At 41.5% G+C, this 22,633-nt stretch carries 19 protein-coding genes and 1 tRNA gene; 10 read left to right on the top strand and 10 right to left on the bottom strand.

Translation table 11 applies throughout. From position 1 onward, the window contains the following. Positions 1 to 6: 6 nt before the first annotated feature. Positions 7 to 1,020 (bottom strand): glycosyltransferase family 2 protein, encoded by a 1,014-nt coding sequence (locus VB740_RS25655; RefSeq protein ID WP_323202689.1) that lies wholly within the window; start codon positions 1,018 to 1,020, stop codon positions 7 to 9. A 14-nt stretch (positions 1,021 to 1,034) separates the two neighbouring features. Then, positions 1,035 to 1,739 (bottom strand): C40 family peptidase, encoded by a 705-nt coding sequence (locus VB740_RS25650; protein WP_323202688.1) that lies wholly within the window; start codon positions 1,737 to 1,739, stop codon positions 1,035 to 1,037. 9 nt (positions 1,740 to 1,748) lie between these two features. Here VB740_RS25650 and VB740_RS25645 point away from each other — a divergent pair, with 9 nt between their 5' ends. Beyond that, positions 1,749 to 2,687: a serine hydrolase gene (locus tag VB740_RS25645; protein ID WP_323202687.1), complete on the top strand. Its 939-nt coding sequence runs from the start codon at positions 1,749 to 1,751 to the stop codon at positions 2,685 to 2,687. Between the two features lie 381 nt (positions 2,688 to 3,068). On the opposite strand, the gene VB740_RS25640 is transcribed toward VB740_RS25645, so the two are convergent. Then, positions 3,069 to 4,709 (bottom strand): metallophosphoesterase family protein, encoded by a 1,641-nt coding sequence (locus VB740_RS25640; protein ID WP_323202686.1) that lies wholly within the window; start codon positions 4,707 to 4,709, stop codon positions 3,069 to 3,071. Between the two features lie 637 nt (positions 4,710 to 5,346). Here VB740_RS25640 and VB740_RS25635 point away from each other — a divergent pair. The 4 genes from VB740_RS25635 (at position 5,347) to VB740_RS25620 (ending at position 9,217) form a co-directional block, all read left to right on the top strand. Beyond that, positions 5,347 to 6,144, top strand: a complete 798-nt coding sequence (locus VB740_RS25635; RefSeq protein WP_323202685.1) for a hypothetical protein — start codon at positions 5,347 to 5,349, stop codon at positions 6,142 to 6,144. After that, a complete protein-coding gene (locus VB740_RS25630; protein ID WP_323202684.1) occupies positions 6,145 to 8,364 on the top strand; it encodes an Eco57I restriction-modification methylase domain-containing protein in 2,220 nt (739 codons plus the stop codon). A 182-nt stretch (positions 8,365 to 8,546) separates the two neighbouring features. Further along, a complete protein-coding gene (locus tag VB740_RS25625) occupies positions 8,547 to 8,786 on the top strand; it encodes a hypothetical protein (protein WP_323202683.1) in 240 nt (79 codons plus the stop codon). After that, on the top strand, positions 8,774 to 9,217 hold the full coding sequence (locus VB740_RS25620) for a type II toxin-antitoxin system VapC family toxin (RefSeq protein WP_323202682.1): 444 nt from the start codon (positions 8,774 to 8,776) through the stop codon (positions 9,215 to 9,217). The genes VB740_RS25625 and VB740_RS25620 overlap by 13 nt, the downstream gene beginning before the upstream one ends. Before the next feature lie 46 nt (positions 9,218 to 9,263). Here VB740_RS25620 and VB740_RS25615 read toward each other — a convergent pair whose 3' ends face one another. Continuing rightward, positions 9,264 to 9,557: a hypothetical protein gene (locus tag VB740_RS25615; RefSeq protein WP_323202681.1), complete on the bottom strand. Its 294-nt coding sequence runs from the start codon at positions 9,555 to 9,557 to the stop codon at positions 9,264 to 9,266. A gap of 30 nt (positions 9,558 to 9,587) precedes the next feature. On the opposite strand from VB740_RS25615, the gene VB740_RS25610 reads away from it, so the two are divergent. After that, positions 9,588 to 12,959 carry a helicase-related protein gene (locus VB740_RS25610; protein ID WP_323202680.1) on the top strand — a complete coding sequence of 1,124 codons (3,372 nt, stop codon included), beginning with the start codon at positions 9,588 to 9,590 and terminating at the stop codon, positions 12,957 to 12,959. Positions 12,960 to 13,045: 86 nt separating this feature from the next. On the opposite strand, the gene VB740_RS25605 is transcribed toward VB740_RS25610, so the two are convergent. The 4 genes from VB740_RS25605 to VB740_RS25590 form a co-directional block, all read right to left on the bottom strand. After that, a tRNA-Pro gene (locus tag VB740_RS25605) sits at positions 13,046 to 13,119 on the bottom strand. A 50-nt stretch (positions 13,120 to 13,169) separates the two neighbouring features. Then, positions 13,170 to 13,535, bottom strand: coding sequence for a DUF1818 family protein (locus VB740_RS25600; RefSeq protein ID WP_323202679.1), 366 nt, complete (start codon positions 13,533 to 13,535; stop codon positions 13,170 to 13,172). A gap of 80 nt (positions 13,536 to 13,615) precedes the next feature. Continuing rightward, the gene (locus VB740_RS25595; RefSeq protein ID WP_323202678.1) at positions 13,616 to 14,221 is read right to left on the bottom strand and encodes a hypothetical protein; all 606 of its coding nucleotides are present in this window, start codon (positions 14,219 to 14,221) and stop codon (positions 13,616 to 13,618) included. A gap of 23 nt (positions 14,222 to 14,244) precedes the next feature. After that, complete coding sequence (locus VB740_RS25590) at positions 14,245 to 14,481, bottom strand: DNA-directed RNA polymerase subunit omega (protein WP_100900204.1); 237 nt, start codon at positions 14,479 to 14,481, stop codon at positions 14,245 to 14,247. 159 nt (positions 14,482 to 14,640) lie between these two features. Between VB740_RS25590 and VB740_RS25585 the strand changes: the two genes are divergently transcribed. Beyond that, the gene (locus VB740_RS25585) at positions 14,641 to 15,060 is read left to right on the top strand and encodes a fasciclin domain-containing protein (protein WP_323202677.1); all 420 of its coding nucleotides are present in this window, start codon (positions 14,641 to 14,643) and stop codon (positions 15,058 to 15,060) included. Positions 15,061 to 15,214: 154 nt separating this feature from the next. On the opposite strand, the gene VB740_RS25580 is transcribed toward VB740_RS25585, so the two are convergent. Beyond that, positions 15,215 to 16,687, bottom strand: coding sequence for a glycoside hydrolase family 13 protein (locus tag VB740_RS25580; protein WP_323202676.1), 1,473 nt, complete (start codon positions 16,685 to 16,687; stop codon positions 15,215 to 15,217). A gap of 1,187 nt (positions 16,688 to 17,874) precedes the next feature. Here VB740_RS25580 and VB740_RS25575 point away from each other — a divergent pair. From VB740_RS25575 to purN, 3 genes are all read left to right on the top strand, one after another. Further along, positions 17,875 to 19,602 carry a S8 family peptidase gene (locus VB740_RS25575; protein ID WP_323202675.1) on the top strand — a complete coding sequence of 576 codons (1,728 nt, stop codon included), beginning with the start codon at positions 17,875 to 17,877 and terminating at the stop codon, positions 19,600 to 19,602. A 380-nt stretch (positions 19,603 to 19,982) separates the two neighbouring features. Then, positions 19,983 to 21,107 carry a metallophosphoesterase family protein gene (locus VB740_RS25570; RefSeq protein WP_323202674.1) on the top strand — a complete coding sequence of 375 codons (1,125 nt, stop codon included), beginning with the start codon at positions 19,983 to 19,985 and terminating at the stop codon, positions 21,105 to 21,107. Positions 21,108 to 21,155: 48 nt separating this feature from the next. Next, entirely contained in the window at positions 21,156 to 21,827 is a 672-nt protein-coding gene (gene purN, locus VB740_RS25565; RefSeq protein ID WP_323202673.1) for a phosphoribosylglycinamide formyltransferase, read from the top strand. 121 nt (positions 21,828 to 21,948) lie between these two features. On the opposite strand, the gene VB740_RS25560 is transcribed toward purN, so the two are convergent. Further along, positions 21,949 to 22,633, bottom strand: a 685-nt coding sequence (locus VB740_RS25560; RefSeq protein ID WP_323202672.1) for a GAF domain-containing protein, incomplete at its 5' end; no start/stop codon positions are given.

Below are 22,633 nucleotides of genomic sequence, written 5' to 3'. Positions count from 1 at the left end.
GTTACGTTACTTAACATTTTTTGCTACTACTTCTCGCACGCGATAGATAGGCCGCCCTTGGGATTCGTGATATGTACGCATGAGCAATTCTGCCAAAAGACCGAAGCAAAACAACTGCACACCAGTTACTAGGAGGAGAACGGCTAAAATCAGCAAAGGGCGATTGCCAATCATCTCACCGAAAGCCAATTTGATGAAAGTCAAGTAAATTCCAATCGCAGTTCCCGAAACCATTGACATCAAGCCCAACAGCCCAAAAACGTGCATTGGGCGGGTGAGGAATTTTTTCATAAACAGGATGGTTAACAAATCCATCAACACGCGGAATGTCCGCCAAATCCCATATTTACTACGACCAAAGCGACGGGCATGATGGCGCACGGGTACTTCAGTAATTCTAGCTCCTTCGATGTACGCCAAAGCTGGTAAAAAACGGTGTAATTCTCCGTAGAGGTTCATATCTGCTAGCAGTTCTGCTCGATATGCTTTCAGCGAACAGCCATAGTCATGAATATTCACGCTAGTAGTGCGGCGAATTAGCCAATTGGCAATTTTAGAAGGAAGTAACCGATTTACAGCACCATCTTGGCGATTTTGCCGCCAACCACTCACCAAATCGTAGCCTTCATCCAGCTTTGCTAATAACATGGGGATATCAGCCGGGTCATTCTGGAGATCAGCATCTAAAGTGACGATCACTTTACCGACTGCATAATAAAATCCAGCAGCCATCGCCGCAGTTTGTCCGTAGTTACGACGCAAAATCACCGCTTTTAAATCAGTGCGAATTTGCGCTTCTTTTTTAAGAAAATCCCCAGAACCATCTGTAGAACCATCATCCACACAAATTATTTCATAATTTATCTGACGAGAGGATAAAGTAGATGCGATCGCTTCTAATAAAAGCGGCAAACTTTCTACCTCGTTATGTATCGGCAGCACCACTGAAACATCCGGGGCAATAGCTGAAATCGCCCCATTCTCTTCACTCAACCCTTGATCAACTAACCCACTCCTCATACTTCTGTGCGCCCTCAGCGTCTCTGTGGTTCGTAACTCTTGATAACTCTACCAGCACCTCGCAGTTGCTGATAGTACGACTGACTAACCGCATCTCCCTGTTCCGAGAGGATATCGATCCCAATGCCATCCCGTCCCTGATCTTTCCCAGAACTATGAATGTAATAACCATCTGCCAAATAAAGCCCGACATGGGTTGCTTTTTGACTAGTTCCAAAAAATACCAGATCCCCGGCTGCTAATTCTGCAATAGTAATTGGTTGGGTGAATCCTTCCTGTTGATAAGCATCTCTAGGTAGCCAAATACCCACCGAAGCAAACGCCGCCTGCATCAATCCAGAACAGTCATAATTTGGCGCAACCGTACCACCCCAAAGGTAATAATTGGATTGTTGCATCGCTTTTTGGGTAAAGGCAATGACCTCTGCTAGCAGTTTTTGAATCTTAGATTCAGAAAATGTTGCAGCCTGATAATGTACAGTAGCAGATTGTAATGAATCAAAATCTGAAATGGATACCCATCCCGGATAGTCATCTTCACATAAATACACCTCAACTGCTAAATTTTGATGATTTGATGTTACCCACAAATGCCGCCCAGATGCGGCTTGAGTTGCTAAACGCGTACATTCAGGAGAATCATATAAATTCAGGTCAGCTAAACACTGATACTCACCTGATTTTGGATTTGGGATTTGGGATTTTAGATTAAAGGACATTATTAGAGAATGATTTTTTTTAATAAAGACGAACAACTCGAAAATCTTGGTAATGGCATTTTAGATGCAACTTGGGCAGAATTTCCGACCTTAGCCCGTAATCAAATTGCCCTGACTTGGGTTGTTTACGATCCCCCAGTGCGAGTAAATACTGGTGGGGCGCTGACTCCCAACGCTTTTTGGGATCACCCAGTTCGTGGTTTCACTTATCGCGGTGTTGAACGGATTTATCCCGCCAGTGTAGTCAAATTATTTTACCTAGTAGCGGTAAACGAATGGCTAGAAAAAGGCATGAGTCAAACTTCCAAGGAGTTGGAACGCGCCTTGCGGGATATGATTGTTGATTCTAGTAATGATGCTACCAGCTTGATTGTAGATATTTTGACTGGTACTACCTCAGGACCAGAATTACCAACCGGGCCCTTTGAAACCTGGAAATATCAGCGTAATATTGTTAACCGCTATTACCAATCTTTGGGTTGGGAAGAAATGCAGACAATTAACGTCTGTCAAAAAACTTGGGGTGATGGCCCTTATGGACGGGAACGGGCGTTTGTGGGAGAGTTACTAGACAATCGCAATATGTTGACCACAAATGCGATCGCTAGGTTACTGCATAGTATTGTAGGTGGAGTGGCGGTTTCAAGTGGGCGATCGCAAGCAATGATGGCTTTACTCAAACGTAGTCTCAACGATTTACCCACTGATACCGAGGAAAATCAGGTAACAGGTTTCTTAGGTGGTGGACTGACTGAAAATGCTCAAATTTGGTCAAAAGCAGGTTGGACAAGTCAAGTTCGCCATGACGTTGCGTATATTGAAATACCAGAACAGCGCCCTTATGTCTTAGTGGTATTTACTGAAGGGAAAGCGCAGGCTAAGAGTCGGGCTATTTTGCCCTTTGTTTCTAAACTAGTTGTCGAAGCTATTAGCAGTCTACAATCTTAGGACTTACGCAGAAGAGATCCCCCCTTTTTTATTTGTCGTTATCCATATTTTTGTACCAGTTAAAGTATCGCGCTCACCCGATATCCCGCCTGGGAATAAATTCCCAGGCTGATAGCTAAAGTCCACTCAAGTGGACTGAAATTCTCCATTTTAGATATGATAGCCATCTACATCGCTAAAAATTTAGCATTGCTGAATTACGGTATAAATCCAGATGTAGAGACGTTGCATTGCAACGTCTCTCTACAAGGATTTTGATATCATACAGAATCTTTTTCATTCATGAAATCAGCAACGCAAAAAATTTTGTATTTAGTCCTCTTGAGAGGACTTTCGCTATTAGCCTTGGAATTTATTCCGAGGCGGGAATGCTAAAGATGACTATTTCAACTTAAACTCATCAAACTTCAATACTTCCGAATCAGGCTTACGAGTATCAAAACGATAACTACTTATGGTACCCGTCCCCGTATCAAAGATACTAAAAACCGTAATATCATTACTCGCAATATAAGGCATCGGCTTTCCATCTTCACCCAGCAAGGGAGAAATTGTTGGCACTATCGGTTCTAAACCATTGGGATCACCAAGCTTAACATAATCCTCTTGATATCCAATTGGCACTTCTCGCTTTCTGTCACCCCAAGCAGCGCCGTAAGTATTACCCACATTAGATGTTTCTAGAAAATGCATTCCACTCTTACTAACAAAGCGGTTCCACAAATGGGAATGTCCATAGAATACCAATTCCACATCAGCCGCTTCAAGTATTGGGATAACATCACGGTTAATATAATCTGCGTCTTTTGGGTACTCATAACGCACTGCTTTAATATTATTACCATCCCGTTCAATTATTTGAACTGGTTCTGTATAAGCAGGAACTATATTATCGCCCAGAGTGTGGGGCGGATGATGGAACATCACAACTTTGTATTTTGCTTGATTAAACTCAAGGCTGTTGAGTTCTGCCTCTAGCCAATTATACTGCTTGCTGCCTTTAGCAATTGGCTCATAAATTACCTGTCCATAACCCCAATCTTCAGGATTATTTAAATCCTTTTCGGCTTCTCGATATCTACCCTTAAATTTTCCATTTAAGCTAGGAGTCCGCCACATATTCGTAGCGTACAGTACCACCAAACGCACATCACCAAAGCTAACTGCATAATACCTTTTTCCACCCTCTTTACTTTTTGGTAAAGAGAAAATCTCTTCGTAAGTATTAGTATTAAAAGAATTATCTATTAAAGATTTGTCCCGATAGATTCTTTGAGCAACAGCACGGGGAATTGTATCATCAAATTCATCATTTAAACTTCCCGTCCTGCCAAATCGTCCCATTACCTCATGATTGCCAATGCAAGTAAACATGGGTGCGTGTTGAATTATTTTTCCACCAGTGTAGGTTGTCTTAACACCGTCGTGTGTCATGTCATATTTAGCACGACCTTGTAAACCAGGAAACAACGCACCACCACTATTATCATCAAACCATTCTGAGGCGCGATCGCTAACATTGACCAAATCACCAGCAAACCACACCCCATCAACCCTTCCAACTGTTTCTACCACCTTTTGCAGATTTGCCGCCGTCATCGGCTTTAATTGATGGTCTGAAGTGAGTAAAATTTTTAGTGGTGTATCCGGTTTTGGAGTAGCTGCGAGGGTAAAAACATCACTGTTAACTGTTTCGCCGTCTTCTCGCACACTTGTAATCCGATAGTTTACCCGCAAACCAGGAGTTAACCCAGTCACCTCAGCTTCATGTCGCCAGATGTCACGCTGGACGGGTTTTTGATAAATTTGACCATCTTGGGTTTGGTTTGCAACTCTTGAGTGTTGGTCTTCACGCGTGCGAGTGAGTTTGGTAGTATTTGCCTTAGCAGTTTGTTTAAGATTTTCACCGTAAGTTACTGTATGATTAACACCAGCAAACTCAGTAAACCAAACTACTCGGACTGAGGTTGCAGTTGGCAGTTGCAAAAATGGGTCGGTGAGCAATTGGGGTGCTGATGTCATAATTGTTTGCCCAAAGGAATGCACACTTAACAGAGTAAAGCATATAACAAGCGCAAGCATCGCCACCGAGGAAATTTTACGGCGGCTTTTGCGTCTGAGCATAAGTAACATACTAAATTTTTTAGGTACTTCACCGACTGAACGCAATTTTATTATTACTCGTTTCTTGCTACAAGCTTACCTATAGCGTTTCTCGTTTGTATGCAATACACCCTGTCTTACTCCCCAACGCTAGTAGGGAAAGGTATGCGGGTTAGGTCTGTATTGAACTCAACCCAGAAGCGCTATAGTTTCAGCATGACGCTTCATACTGTGATCTTCTCCAGATTTGATAAATTTTTATACTAAATTTTAGCTAATTCAGCGAAATTACTGAGCAAAATAACATCCAGGTAAATTAAATTTATATAATTTGTAGCTTTGTTGAAACATACTACTTCTATAAATATCTCATTACAGATTAATTCTTTTTAATTTAGAGGTATAGAACAATTTAAACGCAGCAGATTTTTATCTGAGTTGCGGCAATTTTTCATATCTTAAAAACGTTAGAAATGCTGCGAGGTGTAAGCCTCGTGGTCAGAATTTATTGTGCCGTTTTTGGTAAAAATACACATCTGCCACAAGCTTTATATTTATGCCTGTATTAGAACTGCAAGAGTCTATATTGAATTCACTTCAAAATTTGAAAAGTCTTGATGCACTCAAAAAATTGTTTTGGACTCAATTGAACTACGAACGAGTAAATAAAGAACTTTCTCGTCGAAAATTGACTGATGTAGTTGCTAATGAACTGATAGATGAACCCTTATTATTAGCGTCTGGTGGTGCTAATAATGCTTTTCACGTTATTTATGCACGTTTGAGTTCAGAAGACTTATCAAGACAAAGTGAAAGAAGAGTCGTTGATTATCTTCTGAAAGAACATCCTTATGCACTATTTGTATTTTCTAATAAATTGCGATCGCAGTGGCACTTTATTAATGTCAAATATGACAACACCCTGCAAAAACGCAAGCTATTCCGGCGCATTACCGTTGGAGAAGGCGAACAATTACGCACAGCCACAGAAAGAATCAGTCTGTTAGATTTAGAAAAACATCCAAATGCATCACCCTTAGATATTCAGACACTTCATGATGAGGCGTTTGATGTTGAAGCTGTCACCCAAGAATTTTTTAGAGAGTATCGTAAAACCTTTGAGAAAGTTGAAAGATTAATTGACTGGAACACGGACAAGGAACGTAAACGCTTATTCACTCAAAAGTTATTTAACCGTCTCATGTTCATTGGATTTATCCAGAAAAAAGGTTGGCTAAAATTCCAAGGAAGCATAGATTATCTATCAGCTTTATGGGAAGCTTATCTAAAAGATGATCATACATCCAATAAAAACTTTTATAAAGATAGACTTTCTCACCTTTTCTTTTTATGATTGAATAATCCCCAACAATATGATATAGCAAATATTAATAACGGAGGTTTACTTAAAGACCTGATTGGTCATGTACCCTACCTCAACGGTGGTTTATTTGAGCAAGATGAAGATGACAAAGACCATGAAATTATAGTTTCAGATGAATGTATAGACAGTATCATTCATAATCTATTTCAACGTTTTGCTTTCACTGTCACCGAGAGTACGCCGCTAGATGTAGAGGTAGCAGTTGACCCAGAAATGCTCGGTAAAGTGTTCGAGGAACTCGTTACAGGGAGGCATGAATCTGGCAGTTATTATACACCAAAACCGATAGTTTCGTTTATGTGTCGTGAGGCGCTAAAGGGATATCTAAAAACCCAGGTATTAGGAGAAGCTACCGATAGTATATCACAATTTGTAGATGAACATCATCCAGATAATATTAAAAATCCAGAAGCAATTTTAGAAGCATTGCGCCGCGTCAAGTGTTGCGACTTAGCGGCTGGAAGCGGTGCTTATATACTCGGAATGCTTCATGAATTATTAGATTTGCGTCAATGTTTATTTGCTAACAAAGGTCTAGACTCTAATACTGTATATCAGCGCAAATTAGATATTATTGAAAATAATCTTTACGGTGTAGATATTGACATTTTTGCAGTCAATATTGCTCGGTTAAGGTTGTGGCTATCGCTGGCTGTAGAGTATGAGGGTGATAATCCGCCACCATTACCCAACTTAAAATATAAAATTGAAGCGGGAGATAGTTTGATTGCGCCTAGCCCTGCAATAACGGGAGTGATTAGACATGAGTTTATCAGCCAATTTCGTCAGAAAAAAGCTGAATATATGCGAACTCATGAAGGGGGTAAGAAGCAAAAGTTAGAGCAGGAAATTAATGAGTTAAAAAATCAAATTGCACTAATTACTCATGGTAGCACTCAGGTTGCAGGATTTGATTGGGCTGTAGAGTTTGCAGAAGTATTTGCAGATGGTGGGTTTGATATTCAGGTAGCGAATCCGCCTTATGTAAGACAGGAATTGATTAAACATTTAAAGCCAACACTACAAAAAGTGTATCCGGCTGTTTATACTGGAACGGCTGATTTATATTGTTTCTTTTATGCCCGTGCTTTGCAACTCTTAAAGCCAAGTGGGATGTTGACTTTTATTTCTTCTAATAAGTGGTTTCGCGCTAAGTATGGAGAAAAGTTACGCGAGTATATTGCTGATACTTGCCAAGTCCAGAGCATTACAGATTTTGGGGAGTTACCAGTATTTAAAACTGCTGCTACTTTTCCAATGATTTTTATTGCTCAGAATGGGAAAAAAGCAACAATCTCTACCATCTTCACACAAGTAAAATCACTAAAACTACCATACCCAGAGATACTTGGAGTTATAGAAAAAAGCGGACAAGCTTTACCATTAGGTGCATTAAATGGAGCAAATTGGAGACTCACAGATTCTATCGCCGCTAACCGTCTGATAAAGATGGAAGCAGCAGGTATTCCATTAGGGGAATATGTAAAAGGACAAATTTATCGTGGTCTATTAACTGGATGTGATAAAGCTTTTATTGTTAACTCTCAAATCCACCAAGCACTAATCTCTATTGATCCTAATTGTGCTAATGTATTTAAGCCTCTAATTTATGGTGATACAATTCGGAAATATAATATAAACCGACCTGCTCAATGGCTTATATTTGCTCCTTGGAATTTTGAAATAGATAGATATCCATCTATTAAAAACCATTTAATGAAGTATCGTGACGTTTTAGAAAAAAGACCTGAAGTCGTTCAGGAACGTTACAAATGGTATTGCCTTGGTCGATATGGCTCTAGTTATCACCATCTCCTAACTCAGCCTAAAATTGTCTATCCTGAAATTGCAATGAGTTCACGGTTTGCATTTGATATAGAAGGTACTTGTACACTAAAAACTGTATTTTCAATTACTGTAAATGATTTGTACTTATTGGGTATCTTGAACTCAAGACTAGTATGGGAATATCTAAAAGAAATTTGTTCTGTACTAGGTGATGCAGAGCAAAGAGGTCGCTTAACGCTTCAATCTATATATGTAAACAAAATTCCCATCCCCAACGCTTCAAATACAGAACGCGAAACCATATCTCAACTAGTCCAAAAATGCCTAGACGCAAAAGGCGTTAACTGTGAAAAATGGGAGAAAGAAATAGATGAACGAGTCGCCGCCCTTTATGGACTGTAATAATTCATAATTAAAATAGGATTGAGAGTTAACTTAGGGACTTCCAACAAATAAATTACCCAATCTTGTGGGGTGGGCGTCTCGCCCGCCCATATTACAAGGGCGGGCGAGACGCCCACCCCACAATAAGTAGTTGGCAGATATTTACGAAGATGTCCTAACTGTATAAGGTGAAAAAAATCATGCAAGCAGCTTTACGCATCACAACTAAAGTTTTACCAGGAAACAAAATAGAAATAGAACTTCCAGAAGCCGAGATTGGTGACAGCGTTGATGTATTTGTGATTTTGCCAGAAAAGCCTAAAATAAAACGGCGTTCTGCAATAGAAATTCTAGAAGAAGTTCACGCTAAACGCACACCAAAAAGTGCTGAAGAAATAGATAAACAGCTGCAAGAGGAACGGGATTCATGGGACAGCTAATACTTCCCTCTTCTGGCGTTATCTATATAGACACGCCAGTACTGATTTATAGCATAGAGTGGAACCCTGAATATTATTCACTGCTGCAACCGCTATGGTTAAAGTTTCAGACAGGAGAAATTCAAATTATTAGTAGTGAACTCATATTGATGGAAGCTTTAGTTCTTCCTTTGAGAAACAATGATACATTTTTACTCAATGTTTACGAAGAACTGCTGTTATCCGAAAATATGCGACTAGTTCCTATCAGTCAACCTGTACTAAGACAAGCTGCAAGTCTCCGCGCTACTACCAATCTTAAAACACCCGATGCTATTCATGCAGCTACAGCCTTATCTGTTAATTGCAACCAATTTATAACCAATGATAAAGGCTTTCGTAATGTTCCAGGTTTACCAGTTATTATCCTCAGCGAAGTTTTAGCATCTTGAACTCTGGATATGGTGAGTTAAATAAATTTAATGCACCTTCGCAAAATTATTTTTTTCCAGATTCTAGATATTTCAAAATTCTCTGATTTTCCAGGGTTAACTCTCTAATATCTGCTGTATTATCATCAATTCTTCTTTGATTATCAATCATTTGGCGTTGTGTATTAACCATTTGCCGCTGCATCTCATCTAGTCTCGGTAAAATGCTACTAGATAAATCAGTCAATGCTTGAATTGCTTTGGCGTTAGATTGAATGAGTTGATTCGATTGCTCTGTCAATGCTTGAATTGCTTTAGCGTTAGATTCAACCAGTTTCTCTATACGTTCTGAATCGCTCATAATTTTATTCAACTACTAGTTATAGAACTTATGCCTATACATGATATTATAGATAATCGCAATCAAAAATTAGTAGACCAAATCAACTGCATTCTCGACTCATCAGCAGCAGCCCATTTTGCAGTAGGTTACTTTTTCCTTTCTGGCTTCACCGCCATTGCACAACGCCTCACAAACATTAAAGAACTACGCCTACTAATTGGTAACACCAGCAACCGCGAAACCGTCGAACAAATCGCCCAAGGATATCGGCGACTAGAATTAATTGCAGATAAACTTGAAGCTCAAAAATATCCCAAACATAGTGAAGAAAAACGGATGGCTAACGATACAGCAGCCAATGTCCGTTCTAGTATAGAACTAATGGATCAAACAGATAAAGCTGAAACACTGGTAAAAAATCTAGTGCAGATGATTGAAGAAAAACGGCTTCATGTCCGAGTTTACACCAAGGGAACTTTACACGCGAAAGCCTATATTTTTGACTATGGTACTATCTATGACGGCAAAGGTAGAGCTTTAGAACGTACAGAAAAAGGTATTGCTATAGTTGGCTCATCTAATCTTACCCTTTCTGGTATCAGCCATAATACTGAACTCAATGTCATAATTCACGGAAACGATAATCATACAGAATTAAGCAACTGGTTTGAAGAATTATGGAACGAGGCGGAAGATTTTAATGAAGCCTTGATGCGCGAAATGAAACAATCTTGGGCGGGTTCTCCAGTGCGTCCCTATGATGTTTACATGAAAACTCTCTACAGTTTAGTCAAAGATAGATTAGAAGATACCACGCCAAAAGACTTGATTTTAGAAGACGAAATTACCAAACAGTTAGCAGATTTTCAAAAAGTCGCTGTTAATAATGCTGTGCAAAATATCCGAGATTATGGTGGCGCTTTTGTCTCTGATGTAGTTGGATTAGGTAAAAGCTTTATTGGGGCTGCAATTGTCAAACGTTTTGAACAAACAGAACGCGCCCGTCCTTTAATTATCTGTCCTGCGCCACTGCTAGAAATGTGGGAACGTTATAACGAAGTTTATCAACTAAATTCTCGTGTTCTGTCAATGGGAATGCTAAAAGAAGACGATGAAAGCGGCTTCAAAGTTTTATTAGATGATTTCAAATATAAAGATAGAGATTTTGTATTAATTGACGAAAGCCATAATCTCCGAAATCACACTACTCAAAGATATAAAGTAGTAGAAACATTTTTAGCCACAGGTAAACGCTGTTGCTTATTAACAGCAACTCCCCGCAACAAAAGCGCTTGGGATATCTACTACCAGCTAAAACTATTCCATCAAGATGATAAAACAGATTTACCAATAGACCCTCCCGATTTAAAGCAATACTTCCAGTTAGTGGAAAAGGGCGAAAAGAAATTACCAGAATTACTATCTCATATCCTCATTCGTCGCACCCGCAACCATATCTTACGTTTTTACGGCTTTGACGCACAAACCCATCAAACAGTAGACTCTGCTAACTTCCGAGAATACCTTGACGGAACCCGACGCGCTTACGTAATTGTCGGTGGTAAACATCGATTTTTCCCTAAGCGAGAACTAGAAACCATTGAATACAGTATTGAAGACACCTATCAAGGACTTTACCAGGAATTACGCCAATATTTAGGCAAATCTCGCAAGCGTCAACTGGCTAAACCACTTGTCAACGAACTCAGCTATGCCCGTTATGGGTTATGGAATTATGTCTTAAAAGACAAACAAAAACAAGAGCCTTATAATACTTTGCAACGCGCTGGCGCTAACCTGCGAGGACTAATGCGGGTGCTATTATTTAAGCGCTTTGAGTCGAGTGTTTATGCATTTCAAGAAACTATTCAAAAATTATTGATAGTCCATGAAAGGTTTCTAAATGGACTATCTCAAGGATTTATTCCCGCAGGAGAGGAAGCGCAAATCTTACTATCAGCAGATTATAACCAAGCTGAAGAACAAGATTTGATGGATGGATTACGTCAGGTGTCTGGTAAATATGACTTGGCGGATTTTAATGGAGATAAATTACAACAGCATATTGAGCATGATATTAAGCTACTCAAAAAAATTCAGGCGTTAGTTGAACCAATAACACCTGATAAAGATGCCAAATTACAGACTTTGATAAATTGGTTAGATAAACCTATACTCAAAGATAAAAAACGGCTGATTTTTACTCAATATGCTGATACTGCTAAATATCTACACGAAAATTTAAACCCGCAAGGTAAGCAAGATGATATTGATGTTATTTATAGCGGAAGTAATAAGAATAAAACTCGTGTAGTTGGCAGATTTGCACCGAAAGCCAATAAAGAATATAAATTTAAGGCTGGTGAGTCTGAAATTAATACACTGATTGCTACCGATGTATTAGCAGAAGGTTTAAACCTCCAAGATGGCGACCTTATTATAAATTATGATTTGCATTGGAACCCTGTAAAATTAATTCAGCGTTTTGGTCGCATTGACAGAATTGGTAGTGATAAAGATGTAATTTATGGATACAATTTTTTACCTGAATTAGGCATTGAACGTAATTTAGGCTTGAAGCAAAAGCTCAAAAACAGAATTCAAGAGATTCATGATTCTATTGGTGAAGATGCTGCAATTCTTGACCTCACGGAACAATTAAATGAAGAAGCTATGTATGCTATTTATGAACAACAGGGTAAACAGTTGAGCCTTTTTGATATGGAAGGTGAAGAAGATTTTTTGGATTTAAATGAAGCTGAAGAAATTCTCAGAAAACTACAGAAAGAAGACTCAGGTGAATTTGAGCGGATTGCTAATTTACCGCATGGTATTCGTACAGCTAAATTCTCTATGCAGCAGAAGGGAACATACGTTTTCTGTGAAGCTTCAGACCCCAATCGACCTGAAATCAAAGGCTATCAGCAGTTGTTTTTATTAGACGATGAGGGAAATATAGTTTCTAGGGATATACCCCGCATTCTGGGTGCAATTAAAGCTGATTCTACTACTCCCAGCTTAACAGTTCGCAAAGAGCATAACTCTGCTGTGATGCGTGTCAAATGCCAATTTGCAGAAGAAGTGAAGCATCGCCAAGCAGAACGGGAATTTAATCAACGTTTGACTCAGGGACAACGATATATTCTCCGTGAACTGAGAATATTTTTTAAATTAATTACAGACGAAGAAGTAAAAGGTCAAGTCAATCTTTTAGAAAAGGCGTTTCGCAGTTCTATAACTCAAGTAATTAACCGAGAGTTAAATATATTGCGACGTAATGGTTTTGTAGGTCAGGAATTGTTTAATCAATTGGTGCAAATTTACCATCAACATAATATGCGCGAATGGCTGAATAATAATAGTTTGCCTACACTGTCTATGCCAATTTCAATTATTATTTGTAGTGAAGTTTTGGAATGATTTTGCACTAAGAATTTGGTATCGTAGACATGATTGAAAAACCTGCCAATCTTTCAAAAAGACTAGCAGGCATGGCTTATCATCAATCGGAGCGGCGGGATTCGAACCCACGACCTCCACTACCCCAAAGTGGCGCGCTACCAAGCTGCGCTACGCCCCGGTCAGAATTACTATCATACAGCAAAATTTTAGGATAAGCAAGAGGCTAATTTAAAAAACCTTAAGCATCCCAGTCGCTTGCAGCAAATCTGGAACAGCAGAAGCATCCCATTTACCCTCTACACATCGCCCTGTATTCAAGATGAAGCGCAAACTGTAATCATGAGCATAGCCTTCTACCTCCATCCATAATAAATCGCTTTCGGCTTCACAAGCAATTTTTTCCTCTTCCATTAATTCTGTTGCGAGTTGCTTCATGGTGTCTGCTAGCTGTGCTAATAGACGGCAAAAATCATTCAACTCGGCTTCGGTTAATTCAATCGCCCAATCATCTGTACCTACTAAACCTTTAAATTCAGGTGCATCGGAGTTCCAGCCAATACGCCAGCCAAAGCCGGTTTTTACAACGCGTTCCATAGTTTAGTTTTTTAAACGCAGAGGGACGCAGAGGTTTAACGCAGAGGGACGCAAAGGAAGATTTTGGACTGTGGGTTTGGTCATTTGAGTAGTTCAGCACCTCCTCGTTGGGGTGACTGTGGGGTGGTTGATGTATTAGGACTGGGTGCGGTGTTGGGGCTGGGAGATTGGGTATTTTGGGTAGGGTTAAATATATTGACTAAGACTTGCACTAGGGCATCTCGCTGGCTGCGGGTGAGACGGGTGATGGCTTTGCGATCGCCTTCCATCGGATTTTGCCGTAGTGTATCATTGCCTGGATAGCTAGCATCATACATAATTTCGTTTGCACCCAGGTAATCAGCTAAAGTCAGCTTCCAATCCAAGCGATAAATTGGGGCCCGCCCTTTGGTATAAACGTGATATCTAATCAGGCGATTTACTAAGGTGTTGTTTTCGGCAACTTGACCATTTTCTTTGCTGATATACTTATTTTCTCGTGGTAAATCTGGCAATTGCTGATAAACTTCTTGCCAAACATCACCAGGAGTGATTCTCTGAGCGTATACAGCTTGGATGCTAAATAAATTTGTGTGTATTGATTTACCCGCCCCTGAACTCAAAGCAATTACACCCACTACCATGAAAGCAGTGAGTGCCTGCCAGGACTTGAGTAGGGGTTGAATGAACGATAGATGTTTGCTCATCCTACCTTCTCTAAAGCCTTCTTTTATAGTTCGCCAATAATTTCTGGCTGAGTCAATTCATCGGACATTTCGATAATTGCCCTTAGCACTGGCTTCATCATCGCATCTTCGTTATTTTCAAAGTCTTCATAACGCCGACGTTTAGCACGATTTGCCACCTGAACCGTAATGCGGTAACGATTTGAGGCTGCACTAATCAACTCCTCAGAACGGTGCATAATCTGAGATTGAGTTGTCTCGAACTTAGAACGCTTTAGCATAATCAGGGGTTCTTGGGGTCATTCCCCAGTGTAGCAGTACTGATAAATCTGCTGCCGTGTATTTAATCGCCAGCAACCTCTCTGTTGATAGAGGCTAAGAGCCTTCTAGTCACTTTATAAGTTATTTATAATACTACCTGACTAAAGTCACACATCCTTATGGCTGACCTTGTGGAAACTGCTATCAACGCGGGAAACTTTAATACCCTGGTGAAGGCTGCGGAAGCTGCAAATCTCATAGAAACTCTAAAAAGTCCTGGTTCTTTCACGCTATTTGCACCAACTGACGAAGCTTTTGCCAATCTGCCAGAGGGAACTTTAGATTCGCTACTACAAGATATCCCCAAGCTCCAGAAAATTGTGGCATATCATGTAGCTAGTGGGGATGTTCGGTCTGATGATTTGGTACAGATTGATGAGGCAGAGACGCTTGAGGGGTCAATTGTAGCCATTGAATCTGCCGATGGTAAATTAAAGGTGAATAACGCCAATGTCATCAAAACAGACATTTTGACAGACAATGGCGTGATCCATATTATTGATGCGGTGTTGATGCCTGCAATGGTGGCGGGGAAATAATGCATGGGGAATGGGGAATGGGGAATGGGGAATGGGGAGTAGGGAGTAGGGAGTGGGGAATGGGGAGTAGGGAGAATGGGGCATTAGGTATTCCACTCCTGCTTCCCCTGCTCCCCCTGCTCCCCCTGCTCCTCTTCCCCCCACTCCCCACTCCCTACTCCCTACTCCCTACTCCCAAAATGCAGCCACTACGTGCGGGAACAGTCAGCGTCAATTGCTGAGTTTCTCCTTCACCATTCCACTCAACCTCAGCACTGCCATATAACAGCTTGTTGGGTTGAGTACGCAAACTGACGACATCTGCATTCGCTTTTGCCGAACTTGTGCCAGCGTTGATAGCAATTATCAATTCTTCTTTCTCCAAAGTCCGTGTAAAGATGTAAAGTTCTCCTTGAGCATGGAGGACTTGGTAATCACCTGTACGCAAGGCTGGGTAAGTGTGGCGCAGGGCAATTAATTGGCGGTGAGTATTGAAAATTTCTCGATCCCAGTTGGCTTCTAAAGGAAAGCCACGACGTGAGTCTGGATCTATAGCACCAGGTAAACCAACTTCATCACCATAGTAGATGCTGGGGGCACCGGGAAAGGTGAGTAGGAGTAGAGTTGATAATTCTACACTAGCTATATCGCCGCCTGCAATGCTCATCAATCGGGCTGTATCGTGACTTGCTAGCAAATTGAGTTGAGTCAACTGAATTTCCCAAGGGTAAAGTTGCAGTACTTCTTGGATTTTGGTGGCGTATTCGGCAGCAAATAAGGGTGGGTAAGGTTGATAGTCGCGGCTTTGGACTTGTTCTAAGTCTACGCGATCGCCTGCGGCAAAGGCAATTGTTGGCCCAGTAAATAGATAATTCATCACGCCGTCAAATTGCGTTCCATCTAGCCACTCGCGGGAATCTCCCCAGACTTCGCCCACAATGTAAGCTTCGGGATTGATTGCCTTAACGCGATCGCGGAATTCCTGCCAAAAGCCAGGAGTTTTTATTTCAAATGGTACATCTAATCGCCAACCATCAATGCCGAATTTAATCCAATATTCGGCAATTTCCATAATATATTCCCGCACTTCGGGATTATCGTGGTTAAATTCTGGCAAGGCGCGATTTCCCGCCCAACCTGCGTAGTGTGCAGGGAATTCTCCATTGTATGGTGAAAGGGGCCAGCTTTCTATTTTGAACCAATTTACCCAAGGCGAATGCGGGCCATTTTCTAAAACGTCATGGAAGAAGAAAAAACCACGGCTGGAATGGTTAAACACACCATCCAGAACAACTTTGATATTCCGTTGATGGGCTGCATCTAGCAATTCCTTAAAAGCTTCGTTGCCCCCCAGCATCGGGTCAACTTGATAATAATCGTGGGTATGATAGCGGTGATTGCTAGCGGATTGAAAAATGGGTGTAAAGTAAATCGCGTTAATTCCTAAATCCTGGATGTAGTCTAAACCCTCCATGATGCCCCATAAATCGCCGCCTTTATAACCCTGGAGTGTTGGCATAGCGTCCCAATCTTCCCAGCGGGCTTCACGCAGCAAACGTTTGCGCGGCTGTTTGCTTCTGGCAAAACGATCTGGAAAAATTTGGTAGAAAACAGCGTGCTTCACCCAGTCTGGTGTTTGAATTTGCATGGATAACTCTTTGTAGCTTTAGAAGCGATCGTTGCAAATATTAGCTTCTTTATGGCTCTTACTTATGATAGAGAATCTATCATTTGCCAGTGGTCATTAGCGATTTCATCAGTATCCTGCTACTTCATACGCAAATTTTATCAGTCTTAGAGGTTGTTTGAAAAATCTAGTTTATTACTCACCGGGCGACTGGAAGTCGCGGCTATACGAGATTTGTGTTGAGCATCTCGATTTACTTCGACTACGCGGTTCCTGAGCGTAGCCGAAGGGCAGTACAAGTCGCTCGATGGAGCCGGAGTCGAAATACAAAACCCACCTCCGTGGGTTAAAAACCCTTGATTTTGTATTAGTCCACGGAGGCGGTCACTGAGCTTGTCGAAGTGTGGACAATGCTAGTGTAGTAGCGAATTCTATGAGACTGTTGGCGAATTAATAGGGGGTCTAACCCAATACGGTTCGGTTAAGGCAAGAGACGCGATAAATCGCCGTCTTTACAATAATCAGTCCTTTGTAGAGACGGCGATTTATCGCGTCTTTGTGATCTAGGGCGTGTCATCAAAAAACCTTATCCGAACCGCATTGGGGTCTAACCCATCATTATCTATTGCTCTTGATTTCCCTGATTGGAGTCCGTTTCAACGGACTTGAGCTATTAGCCCGAAATTTATTTCAGGGCGGGAAAGGAACGCCAAACCAAGGTTTTAGGGGTGAGGGATCAAACCCATCAAGAATTGACCAACAGTCTCATTCTATTCGCCTAATACTATTTTGACTACAATTTGTTTGAGTGTTTAATATTGATTAAATTTATCTTTTTTATTTATTACTTAATTATTCTTAATTAAATTTACTTTGTCCGTAATGATTTAGGCAGACACTGGATTAGTTTAATAATTTTATAAAAATTCCCAGTGGCTCCAGTCTTGGGTAATTCTGAGATGTGGCTGTTCAAAGATGTCTCACGAGTCACAAAAAATCACTGTGAGGGAGACATAATTCAGGAATATGAGTTATGAATTAGCAATTGTCTTAGGAATGACTTCCGCTTTCCTAAGCTTATTTGATGTTATCTATGAAAAAAATAGATAACTATAGTCGCATTAAATAGTCTGCGTGAATGCCAGAGCAACTTATCTTGTTAAAATCACTACTTTGCTGACAGCAAATAAATTAAACTTGAGGTAAAAATGAAACACGAAAAACTTTCTCCCGGTCTACTTTTGGCATTTCAAGACTATCAACATGAAGGAGATCAAGCTTTAGTTACACATAAGCGATCGCTTGGCATCATTGCCCACAAAAGCCCAGTCAAGCCTACTAAGAGCATGGTTTTTATTTACTGCGACCCTGATGCAGACTTGAGTTATTTATCACAATATAATATTGAAGTCAACCAGAACTCTGGGAGTGTGCGGACGGCTTTCTTACCGATAGACAGTTTAGATGTCTTATCTGAAGAAGATATTATCCAACGCATCAAGCCATCACGCAAACTTCATTTGAGGATGGACACTGCACTGGTAAAAACTAAACTGCCGGAGTTCAAGAACCAAACTGGACTGACTGGTAAAGGAGTCATCATCGGCATTATAGACAGTGGCATTGATCCGAAACACCCCGCCTTTGCTGGACGAATTTTACACATTTGGGATCAAACACTGCCAGGGCCAGGAGTCGCTGAGGGCGGTTATGGGGCTGAATTTACAGGAGCGCAACTGACAGTTTCTCAAGATACTAGTGGTCATGGTACTCACGTTGCTGGAATTGCTGCCGGTGCCGATGCTACCTATGGCGGTGTCGCACCAGAAGCGGAATTAGTTGTCGTCAAGTCAGATTTACAGGATGCCCACATTGCTGATGGCGTTCGTTACATTTTCCGAGTTGCTAGAGAGTTGGGACGCCCAGCAGTGGTAAATCTCAGCTTGGGTGGACACGCTGATGCCCATGATGGTAGTGATTCTTTATCCAAAGTTATTAACGCGGAAAGTGGCCCAGGAAGAATTGTTTGCTGTGCTGCGGGTAACGAAGGAAACGATAACATTCATGGTCAAACCACAATACCCCCTGGACGTACTCGTGGTATGCGCTTTAATGTTCCTTTTAATCAAGTTGGTATAGTTTGGTTAAACGCCTGGTATTGCAAAGACAGTGAGTTGGAAGTGTCGCTGCGGAGTCCCAACGGTTTTGTTACCCCCTTCCAAAAAATCATTACTGACGGCAATCCTGCACAGGATTACCAGTTACCAGATGCACGAGTGCAATTAGCGACACCAGCGCCAGACCAAGGCAACGGCGACCATAATTTCTTTGTGCAAATACGTGGTAACGGCCCCTCGCAAGTCATGGGAGGGGTTTGGCAACTGCGAGTTCGCAACAATTCTTCAACTGACACACGTTTAAATGTGTGGACATTAGATGAAAGTTCCTCAGTGTTTTTTACAGGTAAAAGTGTTAAGGATGCGGTCAAAATTGGTTCGCCAGGAGCCGCCAGCAGTGCAGTTACTGTTACTGCCTATACTACTAGAACCAACTACACAGATATTGATGCCCAAGTGCGAGAAATGGGCTTAGAATTGCATACTATTTCGGAATTCAGTAGTGAAGGGCCACTACGGAATGATGGACAAAAGCCGGATGTAGCAGCACCAGGAGCAATGATTGTTTCCACGCTTTCTGCTGATGCCACTTTTGACCGCTCATCGATGGTTAATTCTAAGTTTGTGGTAATGGCTGGTACAAGTATGGCGACACCATTCGTTAGTGGGTTAGTAGCACTGCTGTTGCAGCGTGATCCCAAACTTGATCCTGATGCTGTGAAAGACTTGCTACGGAAAAATAGTGCAATTCCTGGAAAACCCCCAGGGACATTTCATGAGAAATGGGGTTATGGAGTGATTAATGCTTTAAATCTGTAACTAGGCTGAGAAACGCGATGTATTAAACACACCCTACATATATCGCGTTTCTTGAGATTTATGGGACTTCCAGAAATTAAATTATTCAACTTTGGGAGCGATTGATTATTGATCGTTAGATTGTTTCTCCCCTGCTTCCCTGCTCCTCTGCTCCCCTGCCTCCCCTGCTCCCCCTGCCTCCCCTGCCTCCCCTGCCTCCCCTGCTTCCCTTGCTCGCCAAAGCGATGAGATATTTTTTTAATTTAGAAGTCCCTATGGAGGCGATCGCTTGATGCAATCTGTAAGTTAATATACCATTCCTGAGCAGCGAAACAAAGCAAGCGCTATACTTTTTGGAAAAGGCTTATTTTAACCCCTGCTTTTAATATTTCCATAAATCAATGGCTCTCAATTTTCGCTTTGCGGTAGTCAGCGACTTACACCTGGCACTTCCCCACACAATCTGGGATCATCCCAATCGCTTCCATCTAGTAGAAGTCAGTATCTCGGCGTTTAAAAGTGTACTCGAACATTTAACACAACTCGATTTAGATTTCTTGTTGTTACCAGGAGATTTAACCCAGCACGGTGAACCAGAGAATCACGCCTGGTTACAACAATATTTAGCCCAACTACCTTTTCCCGTCTATGTCGTTCCTGGTAATCATGACGTTCCTGTGCTGTTAGCTGATCAGCAATCAATTGCTTTTGCGGATTTTCCCTACTATTACACAAAGTATGGCTATGAAGATCCGCAGCAGATTTACTACGTTCGTCAATTACTTCCTGGAGTGAAGCTGATTGGACTTAATTCTAACTCCTTTAATGACCAGGGTGAGCAAATCGGGTGTTTGGATGCCAAGCAGCTACGGTGGTTAGAAGAGGTGCTGGCGGCATCTGGTGATGAATTAGTTTTGGTGATGGTGCATCATAATGTGGTCGAGCACTTGCCCAATCAATCAAATCATCCACTGGCAAATCGCTATATGTTAGCGAATTCAGCAGAACTGTTGCAGTTGCTAAGACGCTACGGAGTCAAGCTAGTGTTTACAGGGCATTTACACGTGCAGGATATTGCTTACTCAGATGGAGTATATGATATTACCACTGGCTCTTTAGTTAGCTATCCTCACCCTTATCGGGTGCTAGAGTTTCATCGAGATAACCAAGGTAAAGAATCGTTGCAAATTTTATCCCATCGGGTAGAGTCAGTGCCTGAGTTTCCCGACTTGCAAGAGTCATCACGGCAATGGATGGGCGATCGCTCTTTCCCCTTCTTAATCAAGTTACTAACTCTCTCTCCATTAAACTTATCATTATCACAGGCAAAAAGATTAGCTCCTAGTCTGCGCGACTTTTGGGCAACTATTGCCGATGGTGATGCGGTATTAGATTACCCCCACTTTCCGCTAGAGGTGCGGCGCTACATTCAGTCTTATAGTGCATCGGCGCAGCCCAAGTCAGGCATGGCTACTAGTGGAACTCTTACCATGATTGATAATAACAGTACACTTTTGCTAGGTTAACGATTTAGTATATTTTTTTGGCATCTATAATTTTCCCTCTGAGCTGTTATGACCTTCCGCCCTGATTCTACCCTTAGCTTGGTTTCTCCCAGCATTAGCGATGTTTGCCAACAAGTCGCCCCTTTAAAACTGGGAATTATGGCTTCTGGGAATGGCAGCAATTTTGATGTAGTTGCTCAAGCTATCCAAGATGGGCAACTCAATGCCCAAATTCAAGTTTTAATTTACAATAACCCCTCGGCGAAAGCAGCCGTCAGAGCAGCCAATAGAGGCGTAGAAGCTGTTTTATTGAATCACCGCAACTATCAAAGTCGGGAAGAGTTTGATGAGAACATTGTGCAGACATTGCGACGCTACGATGTGGAATGGGTGATTTTGGCAGGTTGGATGCGATTGTTAACATCAGTTTTCATGGATGCCTTTCCTGATAAAATTATCAATATCCATCCTAGTTTGTTGCCTAGTTTCAAAGGAATCCATGCTGTAGAACAAGCCTTGGCATCTGGGGTAAAAATCACTGGTTGCACAGCGCATATAGCTTGTTTAGAAATGGACAGTGGCCCAATATTGATGCAAGCCGCAGTACCAGTATTGCCAGATGATACAGCAGAAACACTCCATGCGAGAATTCAAATTCAGGAACATCGAATTTTACCACTAGCGATCGCTCTAGCAGCATCTTCGTCAAAACTTACACTAAGCCCGATGCACTTGGGTTAAAAGAGGACAAGGAGCAGGGGAGACGAGGAGGATAAGGGGAAATATTGAACAAGTCTCTTCCTTGTCTCCCCCGTCTTCCTTGTCTCCCTTGTCCCCCTCCTCCCTTGCCTCTTCCACAAAGCTATACACCAGAGTTCGCTTCAGTAGCTTGATATGCTTGTAGGAGCCTAGCATGATCGAGAGTAAATCCTACTTGCATTGCTATTTGGGTAAATAAATCAATCTCAGGCTGTTGCCAATCACGGGGTCCAGAACACTGATGTGCAATTAACAAGCCAAATAGCTGCTCATCTTTGATAATGGGTGCTACTAAATTTGCTTTCACACTAAAGGATTCGAGCAGGTTAATATGACAATCAGCCATACCGGCCTCATAAATGTTGTTTGTTGCCACAACGCGGCCAGACTGGTACTTTTCTACATAGCCCTCAGTGAAACAAGGGTCATAGATTTTAGAGCGCAAAACTTTGGGATAACCTGGAACTACTGATTCAGCAATTATAATTCCGAACCAATTAGCGTAAAAGCTATAAACTAGAACTCGGTCAACACTTAGTCCTTTGCGAACCTCTTCCACAGTGGTTTTCAGGACATCCTCTTCGTTGAGCGATTGGCGAATGCTGCGGGTAATATCCACCAGTAACTGACTTCGCATACTTTCGGCTTCGATTCGTTGCAGGAGTCTTGCATGGTCGAGAGCAAATCCCACTTGCATTGCTATCTGACCAAATAAATCAATCTCAGATTGTTTCCAATCACGGGGTCTGGAGCACTGATGTGCAATTAATAAGCCAAATAGCTGTTCA

Source organism: Nostoc sp. UHCC 0251, assembly GCF_034932245.1.
GTDB lineage: Bacteria > Cyanobacteriota > Cyanobacteriia > Cyanobacteriales > Nostocaceae > Nostoc.
This window is presented reverse-complemented; position numbering and strand designations above follow the sequence as displayed.

Bases quoted from the DNA above. Each gene is read 5' to 3' on its own strand.
- VB740_RS25575 (WP_323202675.1), top strand. From the start codon at position 17,875: ATGAAACACGAAAAACTTTCTCCCGGTCTACTTTTGGCATTTCAAGAC.
- VB740_RS25625 (WP_323202683.1), top strand. From the start codon at position 8,547: ATGCAAGCAGCTTTACGCATCACAACTAAAGTTTTACCAGGAAACAAA.
- VB740_RS25615 (WP_323202681.1), bottom strand. From the start codon at position 9,557: ATGAGCGATTCAGAACGTATAGAGAAACTGGTTGAATCTAACGCTAAA.
- VB740_RS25570 (WP_323202674.1), top strand. From the start codon at position 19,983: ATGGCTCTCAATTTTCGCTTTGCGGTAGTCAGCGACTTACACCTGGCA.
- VB740_RS25600 (WP_323202679.1), bottom strand. From the start codon at position 13,535: ATGGAACGCGTTGTAAAAACCGGCTTTGGCTGGCGTATTGGCTGGAAC.
- VB740_RS25655 (WP_323202689.1), bottom strand. From the start codon at position 1,020: ATGAGGAGTGGGTTAGTTGATCAAGGGTTGAGTGAAGAGAATGGGGCG.
- purN (WP_323202673.1), top strand. From the start codon at position 21,156: ATGACCTTCCGCCCTGATTCTACCCTTAGCTTGGTTTCTCCCAGCATT.
- VB740_RS25640 (WP_323202686.1), bottom strand. From the start codon at position 4,709: ATGACATCAGCACCCCAATTGCTCACCGACCCATTTTTGCAACTGCCA.
- VB740_RS25595 (WP_323202678.1), bottom strand. From the start codon at position 14,221: ATGAGCAAACATCTATCGTTCATTCAACCCCTACTCAAGTCCTGGCAG.
- VB740_RS25590 (WP_100900204.1), bottom strand. From the start codon at position 14,481: ATGCTAAAGCGTTCTAAGTTCGAGACAACTCAATCTCAGATTATGCAC.
- VB740_RS25580 (WP_323202676.1), bottom strand. From the start codon at position 16,687: ATGCAAATTCAAACACCAGACTGGGTGAAGCACGCTGTTTTCTACCAA.
- VB740_RS25585 (WP_323202677.1), top strand. From the start codon at position 14,641: ATGGCTGACCTTGTGGAAACTGCTATCAACGCGGGAAACTTTAATACC.
- VB740_RS25610 (WP_323202680.1), top strand. From the start codon at position 9,588: ATGCCTATACATGATATTATAGATAATCGCAATCAAAAATTAGTAGAC.
- VB740_RS25635 (WP_323202685.1), top strand. From the start codon at position 5,347: ATGCCTGTATTAGAACTGCAAGAGTCTATATTGAATTCACTTCAAAAT.
- VB740_RS25650 (WP_323202688.1), bottom strand. From the start codon at position 1,739: ATGTCCTTTAATCTAAAATCCCAAATCCCAAATCCAAAATCAGGTGAG.
- VB740_RS25620 (WP_323202682.1), top strand. From the start codon at position 8,774: ATGGGACAGCTAATACTTCCCTCTTCTGGCGTTATCTATATAGACACG.
- VB740_RS25645 (WP_323202687.1), top strand. From the start codon at position 1,749: ATGATTTTTTTTAATAAAGACGAACAACTCGAAAATCTTGGTAATGGC.